The sequence below is a fragment of the Schleiferilactobacillus perolens DSM 12744 genome (assembly GCF_001435585.1).
Lineage (GTDB): Bacteria > Bacillota > Bacilli > Lactobacillales > Lactobacillaceae > Schleiferilactobacillus > Schleiferilactobacillus perolens.
The window spans coordinates 12,164-29,624 of sequence record NZ_AZEC01000006.1 but is presented as its reverse complement, the minus strand read 5'-3'; the positions used below and the strand labels follow the sequence as shown (position 1 = coordinate 29,624).

At 49.1% G+C, this 17,461-nt stretch carries 13 protein-coding genes; 3 read left to right on the top strand and 10 right to left on the bottom strand.

All coding sequences use genetic code 11. The features are described 5' to 3' along the window. Nucleotides 1-70 precede the first annotated feature (70 nt). The 3 genes from FD09_RS08265 to FD09_RS08255 all read left to right on the top strand — a co-directional run bounded on the left by FD09_RS08265 (nt 71) and on the right by FD09_RS08255 (nt 4,113). Complete coding sequence (locus FD09_RS08265) at nt 71-1,309, top strand: MFS transporter (protein WP_415649681.1); 1,239 nt, start codon at nt 71-73, stop codon at nt 1,307-1,309. A 67-nt stretch (nt 1,310-1,376) separates the two neighbouring features. After that, nucleotides 1,377-2,066: a beta/alpha barrel domain-containing protein gene (locus FD09_RS08260; protein ID WP_057820279.1), complete on the top strand. Its 690-nt coding sequence runs from the start codon at nt 1,377-1,379 to the stop codon at nt 2,064-2,066. Between the two features lie 61 nt (nt 2,067-2,127). Beyond that, on the top strand, nt 2,128-4,113 hold the full coding sequence (locus FD09_RS08255) for a GTP-binding protein (protein WP_057820277.1): 1,986 nt from the start codon (nt 2,128-2,130) through the stop codon (nt 4,111-4,113). A 314-nt stretch (nt 4,114-4,427) separates the two neighbouring features. Here the strand turns inward: FD09_RS08255 and FD09_RS08250 are convergent, their stop codons facing one another. From FD09_RS08250 to FD09_RS08205, 10 genes are all read right to left on the bottom strand, one after another. Next, a complete protein-coding gene (locus tag FD09_RS08250) occupies nt 4,428-6,236 on the bottom strand; it encodes a PTS lactose transporter subunit IIBC (RefSeq protein ID WP_057820275.1) in 1,809 nt (602 codons plus the stop codon). 257 nt (nt 6,237-6,493) lie between these two features. Further along, complete coding sequence (lacG, locus tag FD09_RS08245; RefSeq protein WP_057820274.1) at nt 6,494-7,927, bottom strand: 6-phospho-beta-galactosidase; 1,434 nt, start codon at nt 7,925-7,927, stop codon at nt 6,494-6,496. A gap of 13 nt (nt 7,928-7,940) precedes the next feature. After that, complete coding sequence (locus FD09_RS08240; RefSeq protein ID WP_057820273.1) at nt 7,941-8,303, bottom strand: PTS lactose/cellobiose transporter subunit IIA; 363 nt, start codon at nt 8,301-8,303, stop codon at nt 7,941-7,943. A 24-nt stretch (nt 8,304-8,327) separates the two neighbouring features. Next, complete coding sequence (locus FD09_RS08235; protein ID WP_057820272.1) at nt 8,328-9,191, bottom strand: PRD domain-containing protein; 864 nt, start codon at nt 9,189-9,191, stop codon at nt 8,328-8,330. 184 nt (nt 9,192-9,375) lie between these two features. Further along, nucleotides 9,376-10,224, bottom strand: a complete 849-nt coding sequence (locus FD09_RS08230; RefSeq protein WP_057820263.1) for an AraC family transcriptional regulator — start codon at nt 10,222-10,224, stop codon at nt 9,376-9,378. Nucleotides 10,225-10,295: 71 nt separating this feature from the next. After that, a complete protein-coding gene (gene gnpA, locus FD09_RS08225; protein WP_057820255.1) occupies nt 10,296-12,461 on the bottom strand; it encodes a 1,3-beta-galactosyl-N-acetylhexosamine phosphorylase in 2,166 nt (721 codons plus the stop codon). Nucleotides 12,462-12,727: 266 nt separating this feature from the next. Next, on the bottom strand, nt 12,728-13,075 hold the full coding sequence (locus FD09_RS08220; RefSeq protein WP_057820248.1) for a PTS lactose/cellobiose transporter subunit IIA: 348 nt from the start codon (nt 13,073-13,075) through the stop codon (nt 12,728-12,730). Nucleotides 13,076-13,086: 11 nt separating this feature from the next. Then, a complete protein-coding gene (locus FD09_RS08215; RefSeq protein WP_057820240.1) occupies nt 13,087-14,082 on the bottom strand; it encodes a LacI family DNA-binding transcriptional regulator in 996 nt (331 codons plus the stop codon). 68 nt (nt 14,083-14,150) lie between these two features. Next, entirely contained in the window at nt 14,151-15,590 is a 1,440-nt protein-coding gene (gene lacG, locus FD09_RS08210) for a 6-phospho-beta-galactosidase (RefSeq protein WP_057820239.1), read from the bottom strand. A gap of 44 nt (nt 15,591-15,634) precedes the next feature. Continuing rightward, nucleotides 15,635-17,344: a lactose-specific PTS transporter subunit EIIC gene (locus FD09_RS08205; RefSeq protein WP_235812251.1), complete on the bottom strand. Its 1,710-nt coding sequence runs from the start codon at nt 17,342-17,344 to the stop codon at nt 15,635-15,637. Nucleotides 17,345-17,461: the final 117 nt, after the last annotated feature.

Below are 17,461 nucleotides of genomic sequence, written 5' to 3'. Positions count from 1 at the left end.
CAATTCGCAATAGCTTGACCAACCTGCTTATAATAGGAGTTATACACTTTTATTGAAAGCAGGATTTTTTGTGGGAAAATTACGAGAATTGCGGAATCTGCAAGGGTGGCAGAGAAATCTGGCCGTGCTGTGGGTAGGGACTTTCATCGCCGGCGTCGGCTTCAGTGAGATCTCTCCATTTCTTTCACTCTACGTGTCTGAAATGGGTAATTTCACCAAGAGTCAATTATCGATTTATTCTGGTATCACCTTTGCGGCCACATTTCTTGTTGTCGCTTTGGTCTCACCCTTCTGGGGGCGACTGGCTGATCGGCGCGGCCGCAAACTCATGTTGCTGCGCTCAAGCCTCGGTATGGCGTTGATCATTGGCGCTACCGGCTTTGTCCACAGTGTCTGGGCATTGATCGGCTTGCGGGCACTCAACGGGTTGGTGTCGGGGTACATTCCCAACGCCAGTGCCTTGATTGCCACGGAAACACCGAAGGAACACAGCGGTGCCGCCATTGGCATCTTGACCACCGGGATGGTGTCTGGCAATTTAATCGGCCCCGTGGTCGGCGGCTTTTTAGCCCAAACCTTCTCTATTCGGTTAACGTTTGTCATCACCGGCTTTTTGCTCTTGATCGTGTTCTTCCTGAGCCTGACCTTGGTCCACGAACACTATCAGCCCAGTCCAGATCTGTTGAACAAAAAGAAACGGCCAGGACTGCTCACGCAAGTCAAGAATCCCCGGGCGATCATGACCCTGCTGGTGTCCACCATGATCATTCAAATGGGCAATATGACGGTTTATCCCATCATCAGTTTGTACGTCAAAGAATTGATGCACAATATCGGGCCCATCGCACTCGTCGCTGGTTTAGTGGCAGCCTTGCCGGGGATTTCTAACTTAATTGCGGCCCCTCGTTTAGGTCGATTGGGAGATCGTTACGGCAGCGGGAAAATCTTGATCTTCGGTTACATATTTGCGGTATTAATGTACATTCCTCAGGGCATTGTCGGCAGTGTTTGGGGGCTCGCCTTTTTCCGGTTAATGGTGGGTGTGTCTGATGGTGCGCTGTTTCCCACTGTTCAGACCCTGCTTTCCAAGGGCACCCCGCAGGATTACACTGGTACCGTCTTTAGCTGGAACCAATCGTTTCAGGCCATGGGCAGTGTCATCGGCTCTCTGATGGGCGGGTTTGTCACCAGTCTGTTTGATTATAATGGCTGTTTCCTGTTCACGGCAGGCAGTTTGGCACTGAATTTCGTCTTAGTGATCATGTTTATTCCCGAGTTACGTTTAGCCAATTTGCGGGCTAATAAATAGCTTTCTTTTCCCCTGACTGGCATGTTACCATCAAGACAAATTGAAAGATTGAGAGGTGTGTGACCCCATGGATCGCCCAATTAAAACTGTCCCAAATTTAACTTCTGAATTACGTAAAGACATCGTTGAATCACCCACTGTGATTCGCAACGCTTCCGGCATCCGGTTGTTCGGCAAGCGCATTAAAAGTATCGTTTACACCACTGATGTGGCTGTGATCGCTAATTCTGATGCGGATGCAATTTTGGCAGTCTATCCCTGGACCCCGAATACCCGGATTTTAGACGCCGTTAGCCGGGTGGCCAATGTACCGATTTTGGCTGGGATCGGCGGCGGAATCACCAAGGGGCTGCGGTCTGCCACTGTGGGCCGGTTTGCGGAGGAAAATGGCGCGCAAGCCGTCGTACTGAACGCACCCACCTCGATCGTCACGATCGCCAGTGTGGAACGGATCGTTGATGTGCCCATTATTTACACTGTGGTCAACAAGAGTGTCGATCTGAAGGAACGGATTGATGCGGGGGTTGACGCATTCAATGTGGCTGGCGGGAAAGATACCGCTGAGCTGGTTCGGTGGATGCGCAATACGTTGAAAGACAGCCACCCGAACTTTCCGATCATTGCTTCTGGTGGTAAAACTAGCGACCAGATTGCAGAGACGATTGCTGCCGGGGCGAATGCGATTACCTACACGGCGTATGGTATTTCTGAGCAGACTTTGCATGAAAAGATGGACCATTACCGGGAAACCCACTAATTTTTAATCACACCAGTGCGTCACACGGCGCACTATTTTTATGTCAAGGAGGATACCAATCGTGAAACATATCGTCACCGGTATTGTGGCCCACGTGGATGCCGGTAAGACAACTCTGTCAGAGGCTTTGTTGTATAAAACGGGTGCCATTCATACCTTGGGGCGGGTCGACCAAGGAGATGCCTTTTTGGATACCGATGCGATGGAGAAGAAGCGGGGAATTACGATTTTCTCCCACCAAGCAGAACTGACTTATGGTGATCTGGCGCTCACATTGCTCGATACGCCAGGGCACGCTGACTTTGCGGCCCAAACCGAGGAAGTGCTGCCCGTATTGGACTACGCAATTCTCGTGGTATCTGCGACGGATGGCATTCCTGGTTATACCCGGACCCTGTGGCATTTGCTAGCCCGTTATCACGTGCCTGTTTATATTTTCGTCAACAAAATGGATGCTCGCGGGGCCGATCAACAGGCTGTACTCACCCAACTGCAGAACGCCTTATCCGCCGGTTGTACCCCGTTCAACCTGGATGCCCAGGATCAGCTGACAGAAGAAGCAATGGAAAATGCGGCCATGCAGGACGACGACGTGTTAGGGGATTATCTCGCGAGCGGCGAGCTGGCTGACCCGACTATCCGGCAGCTCGTTGCCCATCGTCAGGTTTTCCCTGTCTACTTCGGTTCCGCCTTGAAAACGAAAGGCATCACTGCGCTTCTGGATGGGTTGGTGCGCTGGACGCGGCCGGCCAAACCCACCGCCGCATTTGGTGCACGGGTCTTCAAGATCACCCATGATAAAAATGGTGAACGCCTCACTTGGGTCCGTGTCACAGGCGGTGAACTCGTTGCCCGGGCAGAACTGGTGCCGGACCAAAAAGCGAACCAGCTGCGGGTATATCAGGGAACGAAATTTACCGTTGTCCCTTCAGTGGCCGCCGGTGAGGTGTGTGCATTAACTGGCCTGACGGATACCTATCCGGGACAAGGATTAGGGAATGCGCAAGATGCTATGCCCGCCCAATTGGAATCTGTATTGACCTACGCCGTGGATCCCCAGGCAGAGGATATTTCCACCTGTCTGGCGGCCATGCGGGAATTGGCGGACGAAGACCCCCAGTTGCATGTCACTTGGTCGGCCAGTCGCCAGGAAATTCGGGTGCAAATCATGGGCGTGATTCAACTCGAAGTCTTACGGCAAATGATGACGGACCGCTTCAATCTCAATGTTGATTTTGTGCAGGGCCGAATTTTGTATAAAGAAACAATTACTGCGGCTATGGAAGGTGCCGGGCATTTTGAGCCTTTACGGCACTATGCCGAAGTCCATTTATTATTACGTCCGGGCAAACGCGGCAGTGGCCTGATATTTGATTCCACAACGAGTGTCGAAACATTGCCTAAAAATTGGCAGCATCAGGTACTCACCAGTCTGCCGGCTAAACAACAACTCGGTGTTCTGATTGGCGCCCCGCTCACCGATGTGCATGTGACCCTCGTCACCGGCCGCGGCAGTATCGTTCACACCGTGGGCGGCGACTTCCGTGAATCATCATGGCGAGCCTTGCGCCAAGGGTTGATGATGCTGCGCGCGCAAGGAAAATGTATTGTGCTAGAACCCTGGTACGATTTCCGCTTAACCATCAGCCGTGACCAAGTTGGCCGGGCGATGAATGACATTCAACAAATGAGCGGCCAAATTGATGATTCCCAGGACACCACCGCTGACGATCTCACCGTCTTAACCGGCAGCGCACCCGTATCTGAAATGCGCGACTACGCCCGCACCGTCAATGCTTATACCCACGGCCAAGGCAGCCTCGAATACACCGTCGCCGGCTACCGCCCCTGCCACAATGAAGACGAAGTGATCGCAGCGGCAGATTACAATCCCACTGCCGACCTCGACAATCCCCCCGGCTCCGTCTTCGTCGCCCACGGCGCGGCGTATACCGTGAACTGGGATAAAGTACCAGAGACAATGCATTTACCCTATGTTTACTCTTCGAGCAAATTGACGGAGATGATATTTCCAGCAGGTAGTTGAAGAACCGAGACTGGATCATATCTTGATTGAATATAGTGCCAATGCGGAGCAAGCGTAGGTGGCAGGGGGCTCAGTGGTGGAAACTGCAATAAACCTGGCCCGCTCCTGGCCAGGTTTATATGCAGTTAGGCGACTTTGAGACCGCGCCCCTCAGCGGGCTCAAAGCGCCGTCACCACGTTCCAGCCCCCTGCCACCGAAGCTTGCGGAGCATTGGCACGGGCCTCATCGCCCAAACTAATTTCAACCCAAACAAAGAGCCGCGCATCCATAGGGAAGATGCGCGGCTCTCGTATTATATTCTGACTAGAAGCGATTAGTTAGCAGGCGTTGTTGCCGCTGCCCCATCATCTTCCAGATTTTCCATGACGAAGTTGATCGCCTTTTCTGGATCACGCGTCAAGGCAATATATTGCTGTCCCTTCGTGGCGACCAGTTTAATACCCAGTTTGTCCGTATCAGCTTTCAAATCTTCATAGTAAGTCCGTACTTGCGGTGCCAAGATAACCATGTCGTAATTCGGCAGGATATCAGCCTGGGAGCCATAAGCCCCGGCGGCCGCAACGATTGGTTCATGATACTTCTTGGCCCCATCTGTTAAGGCATTGGCCAGCTGTTCACTGGTACCGCCGCCGGCACACAAGACGAGGACTTTCACTTCATGCGCTAATTTTTGATCTGTGGGTTTTTCATCCGTATTTTCGGCAGTCACCGTTGCAGTGGCCGCATTATCGTTGGAAACAGAAGCAGTGACAGGAGCAGGACCAGCAACGGCACCGGCCGCAGCACCCGCAACAGCCACACCAGCAGGAATGGCTTCGCCGGCCGCTTCCTTTGCGGCATCTTCAGCGTCAACCTTGGCTTCTTGGGCAACCAAGGTGGCATCGTAAGCTTTCAAGAATGGCATGTAGATTACGGCATCAACGACCAGCAGAATACCCTCAAGGAGTAACGCGGTCCACTGGAAGTTAGTATCAATGAACGCCCCGATCGGTCCCGGCAGCGCCCACGAGTTGACGTACATAAACCCGCGCATCCACTGCATATCGATGAAGAACTTACCAATGACCACGTTGACGACTGGGGCCAGCACAAATGGCACGAAGAAGTACGGGTTCAAGATCACCGGGGCACCGAATAGCAAAGGTTCGTTGACGGCGAACATGACCGGAACCACAGAAGCGACCCCGATGGCTTTCAACTGTTTAGACTTCATAAAGAGAATGAACAGAATGGGTACGATGAACGTGGCACCAGTACCACCAAGTTCACCAACGAAGTTACCAAAGTTTTCTGTCAAAGCATGGTAAGGAAACTTACCAGCTTTGAACAGGTTCAAGTTAGACACAGTGTTCCCAAACAATGCCGATTCAATTACTGGCTTAACCACAGACGGTCCATGAATTCCTAAGAACCAGAACATCGGGATCAAGAACCAGATGAGCATCATGCCTGGGTAAGTTTCGGCACCCTTGAAGAACGGGGCAAACAATGTCGAAATCAAGGCACTGAATGGGACGTGTTCCCATGCGCGGACACCGGCATCAATCCCGGCAAAAACCAAAGTCGACATACCAAAGGGAATGATATCCCGGAAGTTCTGGGAAATGACCCCCGGTACTTCTTTCGGCATCTTGATGGTTAAGTCCCGAGAAATACAGAACCGATATACGTTCACAGTGACAAAGGCGGAAACGAAGGCGGACAGAATCCCTTCTGTACCGAAGTATGAAGGTAAGTAATTGCCTTTGCTCGTGGTCCCAATGGCCAGCAGCATGAAGCCGACCATGGCAGCCATCATGGTGGACGTATTGTTGATGAAGCGGCCGCCCTTCATCTTGGCGTTCATTGAGTTGGTCAATGCCTTCGCAGTGGTCCCAGATACGTAAAACCCGACGAAGCCCATGGTGTAGTTATAAATCTTGTTGAACCAAGCATTCAGGTCTGCAGGCAGATGTACCCCGACCAGCGGCAGTACGTTCGTCAACATGATGAAGATACTGGAGAAAAGAATGATCGGCATGGCGGCAAGGAACCCGTCCTTGATGGCCTGCAGGTAAATATTCCGAGAAATCTTCTCGAATAAGGCCTGATGCTTTTGTAGTTGCTTGATGATCCAGTTCATGACCTTAAACCTCTTTCCAAATTTCTAATAATAGCGTGTCCGCGACCGTGACCGATTTCAGTGAGCGCTTGCAAAAATGCGTAAAAAAAGACCGCTGACTAAAGATAATGGTTGATCCGAACCATATCATTTAGCCGCGGCCACGCCTGATTGAACAGTAACGATCCACGAACTTACTTACAATTTTTAATATAGCACCTTCTGAATCGGATGTAAACGGTTCAGAAAAAATATTTTAGTGTTGTTGATAACGGTGCCTATTTCGGCATCGTGTCGGCTAGTTCCTTATACCAGAGCGCACTCTTTTTGACGTAACGCTTCTGATTAGTAAAATCGACGAAGAACAAGCCGTAGCGTTTGTTGTAGCCATTGGCCCAGGAGAATTGATCCTGCAGCGACCAGATGAAGTAGCCGTTGACATTGACCCCTTCACTACGGGCTTTGAGTAATGCGGCCACATGTTGATCCACGAAATCGATCCGTTTGGGGTCATCAATAATCGTGTCATCTGTGACACCCTCGGGTAAATCTTCCTTCATCCCCAGACCGTTCTCAGTGATGAAGATTTCCTTGATGTTGGGATATTCGATGCTGACGCGCTTCAAAATATCGTACAGACCTTCCGGATCAATGTTCCAGTCCCAGTCGGTCGTCGGAATGTCGGGATTCTTGACCGCTTGGCCCACGCCCTTAAACTTGAACGACGTGGTGCCCTTGGTCCCAGTGCCATTGAAGGTGTTAGTGCTGTCGCCATCATAGGCGGCGAAGAAGGATGGTTGATAGTAATTCAGACCAAAGAAGTCATTACGGGTGGACGCTTTCTTCAAGATATCCATGTCACCGAGTTGAATGTCCAAATGGGCATCATTGGCGTCTAAAATCTCATTGATCAGCTTCATGGTCTTGGGGGTGTATTCTCCCTTGAAAGTACCGTCCAACAGGAAAGCATTCATGAAGGCATCGTCCAAATCGGCCGCATGTTGGTTTTCAGGGGTCACTGGATAAGGATAGACCGGTTGTAACACATGAATCAAACCGATCCGACCATCATAGCCGCCGTCTTTAAATAGGTTTACTACCCGAGCGTGGGCCAGCAATTCATTGTGTTGGGCCTGAATCGCACTGGTCACATCAAAGTGATGATTGGGCGGGAAGTTGCCTTGGATGTACTGGGAGAAGGCCAAAGAAATCAGCTCATTAATCGTGAACCAATTTTTGACTTCTTTGAATTCGTCAAAACAGAATTTGGCATAATCCACAAAGTAATCAATGTTCTTCCGGTTCAGCCAATCGCCATCATCGAATAGAGTCTTGGGGCTGTCAAAATGATGCAGCGACACATAGGGCGTGATGCCATTATCCAGGCATTCCTTAAACAAGCGGTGATAGTAATCCACACCAGCTTGCACTGGTTCGCCGTAACCCTTGGGGAAGATCCGGGTCCAAGCAATCGATAGCCGAATGGCATTCAGCCCATATTTCTTCGAAAGGGCGATGTCTTCAGGATAACGGTGGTAAAAATCGCTGGCCGGGTCCGGTGAGAAACGGCCCTGGGCCTGCAAATAATCGTCCCACATCGTTTTACCTTTACCATCGACTTTGGTCGCCCCTTCGACCTGGTAGGCCGCCGTGGCCCCGCCCCAGATAAAGCCTTTGGGCAGGGACTGAACTCGATTTAATAAACTAGCCAATTGTAGAAACCTCCTATTTCGATTCTGCGTTTACCTTAATGCCTAACTGATCCTCGATCTTCGCGATTCGCTCGTATTCATCAATGAAGAACTTCATTTGATCCATCATCAACATGGTGGTCATTAACGTATCTTGACCGTGCACCATGATGAAGGTGACATCCATATCCTCGCCGCCGGCCTCTTTGCTCAACAGCTTGGTTTGTTCATTGTGGGCTTCCACGATGGAATCGTTGGCTTCTTTGACCAGTGCATGGGCATGGTCAAAATTACCTTTCTTTGCTTCATTCAATGCTTCGATCAGATCAGTCCGAGCATCACCCGCATATGCGACGATGGCAAAACCGGTCATTGAGATTTCTTCTTTAGTAGCCATATTTATAGTTCCTCCTAAGTAAGTTCATTTCGACGGTGTATCCGCCGTTTCTTGAATCAGACGTTGAACGTGAATAATGAAGTACACCCTTTCATTTTCATTCAGGGTAATTTCCAACTGCGCTTCCAAATCATCACAAACCTTAGTCGCAATCTCGAATGACTTGGGGTACAACCGATGGAAATCCGATTCAATATTCGCACTGAGTACATGATCGTCCATCTCGTGATTGTGCAGCCGTTCCACCAGGTATTGCAGATGGATCATTAACCGGTCGAAATAGTTGGCATTGGCGAGATTGCGGGCAATGCCGTATTCGGCAAACACTTGCTGGACGATTTTATTGACTTTGACACTGAGTTCGTCTTCCGGTTGGGGATCCGGATCTGTCCCCTGGGCATTAATGAAATGCAGTGCGAGACTGTTGATTTCATTGTTGGGAAAATGAACGTTGAGGCCGCGATTGATCATCGCCAGCGCCTCGGTGGCAATCTGATATTCTGTGGGATATCGATCATGGATATCCGGTACCGGACTGGGCTTGTACGTCCCCTTCATCAGCCGCTTGTACATCTGGGCCACGTGGTCAGTCAACGTGACATAGATGTAGCTGAGTACCGAATAATGATACTCGCTCTTCGCCATCTCAATGACCGCGAAGCAAGTCGTCACAATGTCGATAGGGACATCCTTCAACAACGACGTAAAGCGATGTTTCACTTCCGGGTTGTCTAGGTAAAAAATCTTTTCGGCTTCTGTTGCTGGAATCGAATCACCGCGGCGTTTCTTGAAGCCAATACCTTTGCCCTGGACAATGGCTTGCTTCCCGTCGCCGATATTCACGAGTGCAGTGTTGTTATTGTAAACTCGAGCGATCACCAACAACATTGGACACCCCTCCTTCATAAAAAAAGACCACAAACAATACGCCTAAGCGCAGTTTGTGGTCATGCCTGATCGTATCAGTAACAATCCACTTCGTTCACTACTCGATGAGTATACCCGAAAAAACGATTACTGTAAACGGTATCTGTTACTTTTTGTTTTAAAATGTTTGCCAATCCTCGATATATCAGGATTTCAGCGGCAGTGAATCGCCGCTGCTCTTGGCAATGACATGCAATCGTTTCTCCTTACGATAATCGGTCGGCGTCATGTCCTCCCGTTTTTGGAAGGTTTGGGTCAGATACGATTGCGACGTGAAACCAGCAATGTCCGCCACCTCGGCCAGGCTGTAATTCGTCGTTTCCAGTAGAAACTTAGCCGCATTCAGCCGCACTCGCTGGATATAGCGGCTGATGGAGACACCATAGTCCTCCGTGAAGGTGTGGGAGAGATGATACTTACTGCGGTGGAGCATCGCGGCTAAGTCATCCAACTTGATATTGTCGGCAAAATTATTGTCGATGTAGTTCTTGATCTTGAAGGAATCCGATGAAACCGTCTGACTCTCCTGGGCGGCAATCGGCGTCATGCTCAGCCGACTGATTTTCGTGAGAATAATGTGGACCATGTCGTAGACCACGGTTTGCCAGTATAACTTCTTGGCGGTTAATTCGTTGTGCCCGTGAATGAAATAATAGGCCAAGTCGGCGTCACTGTCATGAAGCTGCAAATGATCCTGATTTTCCTCACCATTCAGCTGAATGCCCTCAACACCAATCACGTAATAACTCATGGGCGCCTCCAGGTCGGAGAACTCGGTATGCTCCACCATGGGCGGAATGTACAGCACATCCCCTTCTTTAACCACGTGATAGTCATCCTTGATCAGGAACCGGCCGCTGCCGGCAGTGATGTAGAAAATTTCCGTGAAGTAGTGGGTGTGGCGCAAATGGAGCCAGTGCTTCTCATTGTTGTCGGAGTGGTTGATATAGAGGACACCGAGGTCCTTGGTCTGGACAAACCGTTTATCCGTCATGGTGGATTCTCCTTTCCTTAAATTGAGCTGTAACTCGTGAAGCCACAATTCTTGGCTGAGATTATTTTACTCTATTTTAGGCTGCCCCATTCAATGGCGTTACCCGCCAAATGCACCGCGTGCTTGCTAGTCGCGTTCAAATAAACAGTCGTATCCACAGCTTCGGCACTATTATTGATCACACAATATTGATGAGTTTCTGGGAAAAGCGACACTTCACACGCCGGATTATCTGCGTACCCTTGCGTGATTCGATCAGTGGCACCCGCGGCATAGTAGATGGCTCGCATCAACAATCGGGCGTTTAAGAAACTAAATGGCAAACCGGTCATGTACACCCCTTGGCCTTGACCAAACGGATGGGCGGACAAATGAATCTCGCCATTACTGTATTCCAAAATCTGGGTAGCTTCGTCGGTGCTATAAACCCCGAGCTTCGATTCACCCCAGTTAAATTGATCAATCCCTTGGGTAATGAAGTGGTCCTTCGTCACCTCTGTAAAGTATTTGTCGTAAGAGAGGGTGTAGCCGACTTCTCGTTCCACCCCAAGCAGTTGCTTCAGCTGGAAGAATTGACCCTGATAACGCACTGCACTGGGATCGCCGATACCGACGAAGCCGCCGCCTTGATGAACAAACGCATTAATGGCCGCTACTAGCTGCGGATTCTGCCAGACATCGCCGCCGGAATATGCGGTGCCTTCGTCGCCCATATTCAAGAGCACATCCGCGTCATTGGGGATGCCATTCTTTAGAATATCCTGGAAGCTTAAGAAGTGGACATCCACATTCATTCCACTCAGGGCTTCCATCACGCCGTAATAAGTGTAACTGCCCTTATTGGGAATGGCGTGGGCGACAGTGAATGCCTGCCAGCTGCGCAGCTTGCCCCATTGATTCAAGACGTAGACGCGCAGGTTGGATTGCGGTTTGGTGTCTTGGGTATGCGCATGGATATCCCGGAATTCGTCTGTAATTTGGGTTACGGTGTCCACAAATTTCGGGAACTTGGCCGCTAAACTGAGATAACCGCCATACCCCATCCGTTCCATTCCCGCCCGTAAAATCGCTCGTCGCGCTTGAATCCAGTTTTGCTTGGCCTCAATGGATGGATCATTGTGTTCGTTGAATGAATCTGGGAAGAAATACGGGAGGAATCGACCTTCCCGATAACGGACATGGGGAATATCCACAATCATTCGAGTCGTCGTGCCGTCGCCGACGCTGCCGACGATAGCGTCCAAGCCAATGTGGCTGAAATATTTACCATAAGGTTCCGTACCGATCCAGTGATCGCCCAAGAACATCATTGCTTCTTTACCATCGGCATGCACAAGATCCACCAACTCTTTGGCTGTCTCACTGACAAACTGGGAAACAAAGTCAATATACTGGCGGAAATGGTCGCTGGGTACCCGAAATGGCGAGTTGTAATAACCCTCATCCACGAAGTCTTCAGCAGTCAGCTTTTCGCCGGTTGCTTTTTCAAACTCCGCCATCATCCGGGGTGAGACGGTTAAGCCATACCCAAACCAATCCACGTATTTTTCCTTGGCGTGTTTGTTAAAGATCAGCGTGAATTGATAGAAGAAGGTGGTGAACCGCACGACGTCGACTTCAGGATGATCGGCCAGCCAGCGCTTCATCTCTGCCAGAACAAATTCGTGGGAGTGCGGCTGAAGGACATCGAAGGGCATCTCGTGGGGCTTATCACCCCAGTCGTTGGTGAGATGATTGTACATTTCCACCGGATCCCAAATGCAGTACGCCAGAAACGACACCGTGAATTCGTGCCACGGGGTAATGTCAGTCACTGTGATGGTGTTGTGGGCTTGATCCACACTCCACTGTACTGGATCAATTACCACTCCGGCGGTGCGGTCATACACTTGCCAATATTCTTTGGGATCATGCCGATAATCCGGCTGCAATTGCTGATCGAAATACGCTTCTGCGAAGGCAATTGTCACAGTGGCTTCTGTCGCCACCACCCGCTCCGACATCAGATAGGCTTCTGGAATTTCTTCCCGGTGTTGACTAATGAAGTCGTTGTGTCCCCGCACTGGGAAATAAGCATTGTAGATCTTCATGTGGTTATCTTTGAATCGGGGATCCAGATGAGTGCCATCGGAATCACGAACCGCATCGGCATGCCATTGTGCCGCAATTTTTAATGTTTCTTCGTAGAAATTGTTCTCGCTGGGAATGGTCACCCGGCCTTTAACTGGTTGTGTCATAGATTGTAAAACTCCTCTCATTGGCTTTCTCAATTTGTAGTATATCGGAAAAGTAAGCGCTGCACTTTATTTATATTGCCAATTATTTTATGTTTTTTTTGTGTCTCCCGTGTTTCCAATGTATTTCTAAAAACCGGCAGCCTATGTTCTTAACACCAAAACAGCCCTGTATCGCGCTGGATACAAGGCTGTCTGAGAAAGATACTGTGATTTTAAGATTTTGTTGAAGCTCATCAATGGCGACTGTTTTTCGCCAAATCAATCATTTATTTGCCTTCGCCGACCTTTTTCTCTAATACCTTGAGCCGCTTAAACACATCGATAAAATATTTCGTCTCATCAATCAGCAGCATCGTCGTCATCAGCGTATCTTGACCATGGACCATGATGAAGGTCACATCCATGTCGGCGCCGCCGGCTTCTTCGGAAAGGATCTTTGTCTGCGCGTTGTGCGCATCGTTGATGTCGTTTTGGGCTTCTTTGACTTTGGCTTCAGCCTTGTCAAAATCACCATTTTGAGCGGCATCTAAGGCTTGTAATACAGCCGTCTTGGCATCGCCGGCATAAGCAACGATTTCAAAGCCGGTCATGGAAATTTCTTCTTTACTTGGCATATTTTCAACTCCTAGTGTTGACTACTTTCGCGATAACTAATCGTGGTACCGACAATCGTACATTCTGGAATATGTGGGGTGTTGCCCTCTTTTAACTGAGCCAGCAGCATCTCCGCTCCCCGCTCGGCCACGCGATCCGCATAAACCCGGATGGAACTGAGCGACGGCGTGGAAAAAGCGGCGGTGGCGGAATCGTTGAAACTAATGATGGAAACATCCTCCGGCACACGGATTCCCTGTTCATGTAAGAAGCGTAAAACACCGGCGGCCATGGTATCACTGGCCACAAAGAGGGCATTGGGAAAATTGGCACCTAATTTTTTGTAGGCGTGAGCTGCCAGTCGATAGCCATCTTTGGGTGTCACCGGACCGCGAAACACATTTTCCGCCCGATACAATCGCTTACTTCGCAGAAAATGACGAAACACGTCCAGCCGGGGATTGCTGATTTTCTCTAAGTTATCATTGGTACGGCCATTACCGGTAAAGATGCCGATGTTCGTGCGGTCGTGGTCAATAAAGTTGGCCAGTACGCGCTCTGTGGAGACCACGTTATCACTGGTGACACAACTAATATCGCTGGCCAATGAATCTTCACCAACAATCACCAAGTTCACGTTTAATCTTTTCATCTCGGCCCGTTGCGGCTTACTGAAATGACCCACCGCAATAATGCCGGCACAATCCCGCGCCACTGACCAGCTCTGGTCTGCAAAAATTCGTTTGACTGCCATATTGTGGGCAGCCAGGCGCTTTTCCACTTCGAGCCGTAACGATAGATAGTAAGCATCCTGAACCTCTTGTTGCTCGGTGTACCAGGACAATACTGCAATGGTTGCTTGGGTTCGCTTTTTAACCGGTTTTTTATAATTCACTTCTTCTGCGGCTTGAAACACGCGCCGTTTGGTGGCTTCCGTCACAGACAAAGTTTGATCATAATTCAATACTCGGGATACCGTGGCAATGGATACCCGGGCACGTTCGGCAATTTCTTTAAGACTGGCCATAATTTCCTCCGTTGGTGTACGTTAGAAATATCGTAGCACGAATAAGAGAAAATTTCGCATATCGCCCGTTACAGCGGATTCGCGATGGTCACGTCCGCCGCTGGCACCGTGTGAGTTTCCGCCATTTCCTTAAACCAATACGCACTCTTCTTGGGATACCGCTTCTGTGTATCAAAATCGACGTAGAACAGGCCGTATCGTTTGTTATAGCCATTCGTCCAGGAAAATTGATCTTGCAGAGACCAGATGAAGTAGCCCTTGACATTCACCCCATCCTGCATCGCCTGCAAGATGGCATTCATGTGCTGCTGTATATAATCGATCCGCTTATCATCCTGAATCGTGTGCTGGTCTGGGGATAACGACTCCTTCAGGCCCAGCCCGTTCTCCGTGATATACAAATTCTTGATATTTGGATAATTCTGGTGGATTCGCATCAGTTGGTCATACAAACCTTTCGGATAGATGGGCCAATCCCAATCCGTGACCGGCACACCGGGACGCAAGCCAGATTCGCCAATGCCTTGCAACCGGGAGATGGATGATCCCTTTTTCCCGGTGCCGTTATGCACGGTTTCGGAAGGACCATTGTAAGCCTTCATGAACTTACTGAAATAATAATTAACGCCTACGAAGTCTAATTGATCAGCGGCCTCTTGAAGTTCAGCCTCATCTGCGTTTGAAATTTGAATATCAGCTTGCCGATTGGCAACCAGAATCTCCCGCATTAACTGCAAAGTCTCATCGGGATAGTGGCCAGCTAAGGTGCCGTCTAAGAACACTCGATTATCCAATGTGTCTTGCAAATCCGCTGCATGTTGATCGCCCGCACTCGCAGGATCAAGCGGATAAACGGTTTGGAGGGCATGCACGATGCCGATCTGACCAGCCAGGTGCATCGCTTTATAGGCGTTCACCACCCGCGCATGGGCCAAGTTGAGATTGTGCTCTGCTTGAAAAGTCTTGTGGAAATTGTACTTCTCGTTAGGCGGGAAAGTGCCTGTCACATATTGTTGCACGGCTGAAGAAGTCGGTTCATTGATTGTGATCCAGTATTTCACTTCTGGAAATTCTTTGAAGCAGAACTTGGCATAATCCACAAAATGGTCAATATTGGCCGGATTCAACCAGTCGCCATCTTCATAGATGTTTTCCGGCGAATCAAAGTGATGCAGGGTCACGAACGGTTCGATCCCATCTTTAGCACATTCGGCAAACAGCTTGTGATAATAGTCCACCCCGCGTTGTTCAATTGCACCATAACCTTTTGGAAAAATGCGGCTCCAGGCAATGGATACCCGGATGGCATTCAAGCCAAACTGCTTTGACAAAGCCAGGTCTTCTGGGTAGCGATGATAGAAATCCGATGCTGGATCAGCGTTGAAACGGCCCTGCTTTTCCAGATAGCCGTCCCAGAGCACGCGCCCTTTACCGTCTGCTTTCGTCGCACCTTCAACTTGATAGGCGGCTGTAGCACCGCCAAAAAGAAAATCGTTAGGAAACTTCATGCGTTAAAATCCTTTCATAAATAAGTCTGTGCGAAATCAAAATGTCAGGCGACATTTCTTTCCACAAAGTCCAGAGCCATGTCACCATCCTGCGTCAATTGGATGTATTGCCGACCCGTGGTGGTCACCATCTTAACGCCGTACTTGTCGGTGATCTTCTTCAGGTTGTCTTTCATACTGTCCATTTGTGGGGCCAAAATCACCAGATCCATGTCTTTGATTAGATTCATATCTTGACCATACGCCCGGGCAGCAGCTGACAAAGGTACATTGCGGTCTTTCGCCAATTTGTTCAAAGCTTTGGCTAAAATGCCGCTGGTTCCGCCGCCGGCACAAAGGACTAAGACATTAGTATCCTTCGTTAACGTCGGGGCTGGTCCATCGCTTTGAGTAGCAACTTCAGGGGCTACACCATCAGTCGCTGCTCCTGTGGTGGCGACAACAGCATCGTTTTCTCCCACTACGGTATTTTCCAATTCTGCTTCTTTCGCTTGTTCACCAGACAGCAGCTCACTGTCGTATGCACGTAGGAACGGTAGGTAAATCAGGGAATCCAATACCAGAATCAACCCAACGTAGACAAAGGACAACGGCGCAAAGCCAGTGGAAATTGGAATACCAATCGGTCCTGGAATCGTCCATGGCATGGTATACATCACCGAGTTCATACCCAACGTAGAAACAAAGAACTTGAAAATTGCAATATTGACCATCGGTGTTAACAAAAACGGGATAAAGAACACAGGATTCATGATGATGGGCGTCCCGAAGAGAACTGGTTCATTCACAGAGAAAGTACCCGGAATAAAGGCCGCCTTACCCACAGCCTTCAATTGCTTCGAACGGGCTAAGCCAAGCATCAAGTAAGCTAAGACAAAAGTCGAGCCTGTCCCACCAAAGTTCATTACGTAATCCATGGTGTTCATGCCCAATACGTGCGAAGCCTGTTGACCGGCTTGATAAAGCTTTAAGTTAGCAGCAGTATTCGCAATCATGATTGGAACAACAGCTGGCTGTACAATCGACGGACCTTGAACCCCGCAAAACCAGAAGAAAGCCATGGCTCCGGCAATTAACGCTAAGCCAAGATAAGAATCGCTCGCCCGGAAGAGTGGCGACAATACCTGAATGATCCATTTTGGTAAATTGGTTCCGGTAAAGGTTTTGAAAGCTACCGTCACCGCCCAAAACGAAGTAACAGAAAGAGTTAATGGAATAAGGTCTTTAAACGTTTGCGAAATGTTCTGGGGCACTTGCGGAGGCAGTTTAATGGTGACGTTATTCTTGATACAAACATAGTAAATATTGGGAACAATCAGACCGACTAAGTACGCAGCGATCAAGCCCTGTGTACCCATGTATGTCAAATCACTACCAGCTTTTAGCGGTAGCGCTGCCAAAATAATAAAAGAAATTTCGGCTGCAATAATCACAGATACTGGATTGACTTGGTTTGTCTTTGGTAAATTCAAGTTTTTAGCATCAGTCAAATTTTTGGCAACCGTTCCTGCTACGAACAATGCCAATAGTCCCATGGAATAGTTATAAGCGAGCATTAGATTGTTAGTGACAGTGGTTGACCAGTAAAACCCCCAAGCATTGGGTACATAAGCAACCATTAGAAAAACACTGGAAAACAAGATGATCGGCATAGCTGCAATAAATCCGTCTCGAATTGCTGACACATAAGTGTTTGAAGCAATTTTTTCAAAAAGTGGACGGAGCTTTTCGATTTGCTTCTGAAAAGCGTTAATCACGTTACTTCCTCCAATCAGAAACTGTTTTTGAAGATGGGCGCGCTTCCATCTGACAAGTCCCATTGTAAAGGAACGTCAGTAAAAGTCAATGGTCAATTTACTAAACCATTTTTA

Bases quoted from the DNA above. Each gene is read 5' to 3' on its own strand.
- FD09_RS08220 (WP_057820248.1), bottom strand. From the start codon at position 13,075: ATGCCAAGTAAAGAAGAAATTTCCATGACCGGCTTTGAAATCGTTGCT.
- FD09_RS08215 (WP_057820240.1), bottom strand. From the start codon at position 14,082: ATGGCCAGTCTTAAAGAAATTGCCGAACGTGCCCGGGTATCCATTGCC.
- FD09_RS08230 (WP_057820263.1), bottom strand. From the start codon at position 10,224: ATGACGGATAAACGGTTTGTCCAGACCAAGGACCTCGGTGTCCTCTAT.
- FD09_RS08240 (WP_057820273.1), bottom strand. From the start codon at position 8,303: ATGGCTACTAAAGAAGAAATCTCAATGACCGGTTTTGCCATCGTCGCA.
- lacG (WP_057820239.1), bottom strand. From the start codon at position 15,590: ATGAAGTTTCCTAACGATTTTCTTTTTGGCGGTGCTACAGCCGCCTAT.
- FD09_RS08260 (WP_057820279.1), top strand. From the start codon at position 1,377: ATGGATCGCCCAATTAAAACTGTCCCAAATTTAACTTCTGAATTACGT.
- FD09_RS08235 (WP_057820272.1), bottom strand. From the start codon at position 9,191: ATGTTGTTGGTGATCGCTCGAGTTTACAATAACAACACTGCACTCGTG.
- gnpA (WP_057820255.1), bottom strand. From the start codon at position 12,461: ATGACACAACCAGTTAAAGGCCGGGTGACCATTCCCAGCGAGAACAAT.
- FD09_RS08250 (WP_057820275.1), bottom strand. From the start codon at position 6,236: ATGAACTGGATCATCAAGCAACTACAAAAGCATCAGGCCTTATTCGAG.